This is a genomic window from Leisingera sp. F5, from assembly GCF_001593695.1.
This window is the reverse complement of record NZ_LUKH01000560.1, coordinates 1-2,123: the sequence shown is the minus strand read 5'-3', so window position 1 is coordinate 2,123 and position 2,123 is coordinate 1. Positions and strand designations below refer to the sequence as shown.

General features: G+C 64.0%; 3 protein-coding genes. All 3 read left to right on the top strand.

The window, feature by feature from the left end; translation table 11 throughout:
- The coding region (locus A2I95_RS33255; protein ID WP_291736697.1) for a glucose 1-dehydrogenase at positions 1–491 on the top strand (491 nt) is incomplete at its 5' end.
- On the top strand, positions 488–841 hold the full coding sequence (locus A2I95_RS33250; protein ID WP_259988278.1) for a cupin domain-containing protein: 354 nt from the start codon (positions 488–490) through the stop codon (positions 839–841). The genes A2I95_RS33255 and A2I95_RS33250, both read left to right, overlap by 4 nt.
- 135 nt (positions 842–976) lie before the next feature.
- The gene (locus A2I95_RS33245; RefSeq protein ID WP_291736693.1) at positions 977–1,999 is read left to right on the top strand and encodes a P1 family peptidase; all 1,023 of its coding nucleotides are present in this window, start codon (positions 977–979) and stop codon (positions 1,997–1,999) included.
- The last annotated feature ends 124 nt before the right edge of the window (positions 2,000–2,123 follow it).

Sequence of the window (2,123 nt, the reverse complement as noted above, 5' to 3'; positions counted from 1 at the left end):
ATGCCGGCGTCACCCACCTTCCCGCCCCTTTGGAAGAAATCACCGAGGACGATTTCGACCGGGTACTGGCTGTGAACGTGAAATCCGTCTACCTGACGGCCCGCGCCCTGGTGCCGCATATGAAGGCCCGCCAGACCGGTGCGATCCTGAATGTCGCCTCCACCGCCGGTGTGTCGCCCCGCCCCAACCTCAACTGGTACAATGCCTCCAAGGGCTGGATGATCACTGCAACCAAGACCATGGCGGTCGAACTGGCGCCCCATGGCGTGCGGGTAAATGCGATCAACCCGGTGGCCGGAGAAACGCCGCTGCTGAAAACCTTCATGGGCGAAGACACACCGGAAATGCGCGCCAAGTTTCTGTCCACCATCCCGATCGGCCGGTTTTCCACCCCCGAGGACATGGGCAACGCGGCCTGTTACTTGTGTTCGGACGAGGCTGGCATGGTGACCGGAGTGGCGATGGAAGTGGACGGGGGACGCTGCATATGAAGACTGTGAACTTGGCCGGAAAACTCAGCCAATTCTCCACCCATTGGGACCCGCATGTGGTGGCGGATTACAATGGCAACGACGTGATGGTGGTGAAGTTTCAGGGGGAATTTCCGTTCCACCATCATCCGGATACCGATGATTTCTTCCTGGTTCTGGAAGGTGAAATGGTGATGGATATCGAAGGCCAGCAGCCGCAGACCGTCCGCGCAGGTGAGCTGTTCGTGGTACCCAAAGGCATCAGTCACCGCCCCCGTGCCGAACGGGAATGCAAGGTGCTGCTGATCGAACCAAAGGGCGAACCGAATTCAGGCGATCCGGCGACGGCAGCGCCCAAGCCGCGGATCTGACGCCGCGCTTTCATCTTTCCCCGGGCTCCGCCCGTTCGGCCTTGAAACCCTCCCCCGGAGGGTTTCCATGACAGGCCTCACCCCCGCCGGAGGCAGCGCGCCCCAGCGCGCTTCATGCAAGAAGGACTTCTCACCATGCTCCCCGGCCCTCGAAATCTGATCACCGATGTGCCCGGCATCCTAGTTGGCAATGCGCAGGACAGCGCGCTGAAATCCGGCGCCACGGTGCTGACGGCGGATCAGCCCTTCACCGCATCTGTGCATGTGATGGGCGGCGCACCAGGGACGCGGGAAACCGACCTGCTGGCGCCGGATAAATCAGTCGCTAAGATCGACGCGCTTGTGCTGTCCGGCGGCTCTGCCTTTGGTCTTGATGCCTGTTCCGGCGTGATGGATGCGCTGCACAGTCAGGGCCGCGGTTTTCCGGTTGGCCCGGCGCGGGTGCCGTTGGTGCCGGGCGCGATCCTGTTTGATCTACTGAACGGCGGCGGCAAGGCATGGGATGAAAATCCCTACCGCGCCCTGGGCCGGGCGGCGTTTGAAGCCGCGGCAGATACCTTTGATCTTGGTACCTTTGGTGCGGGCACCGGCGCGCTGACCGCGATGGTCAAGGGCGGGCTGGGATCGGCCTCGCTGGTGCTGGACAGCGGCGTGACCGTCGGCGCGCTGGTGGCCGCCAACCCGCTGGGCGCCGTCACCACACCGGGTGAGCGGCATTTCTGGGCGGCGCCGTTTGAAATCGGAGATGAATTCGGCGGATTGGGCCCGGATCCCTCCGCCGGGCTGGGCCGCAGTCCGGAGAGCCGCAAACTGGCTGCCATGCAGAAGCTGGGCAATGCCCCTTTGCCGGCAGAGCGCGCCAATACCACCATCGCCATCGTCGCCACAGATGCCGCACTCAGCAAGGCGCAGTGCCAGCGGCTGGCCACCGCCGCCCATGACGGCATCAGCCGCGCCATTGTCCCCGCCCACGCGCCCGGCGACGGCGATCTGGTCTTTGCCGCCAGCACCGGCGCCCGCGCCTTGGAAAACCCGGACGCAGACCTTGGACCGGTCTGCCATGCCGCTGCCCTGTGCCTCAGCCGCGCCATTGCGCGCGCCATCTCAAACGCCCGCCCGGAACCCGGAGACCTGCTGCCCTGCTGGTCAGCGCCTTGAATTGCCGCAGCTTCCTGCCGGAACTTTGATGCGCGTCAAACTGCCGGTTGACACTGCGGGCTATTGGATCATGAGTCACACGTGCCATCTCAAAACCGGAGCAAGCAATATGAAGCCTCTCGTA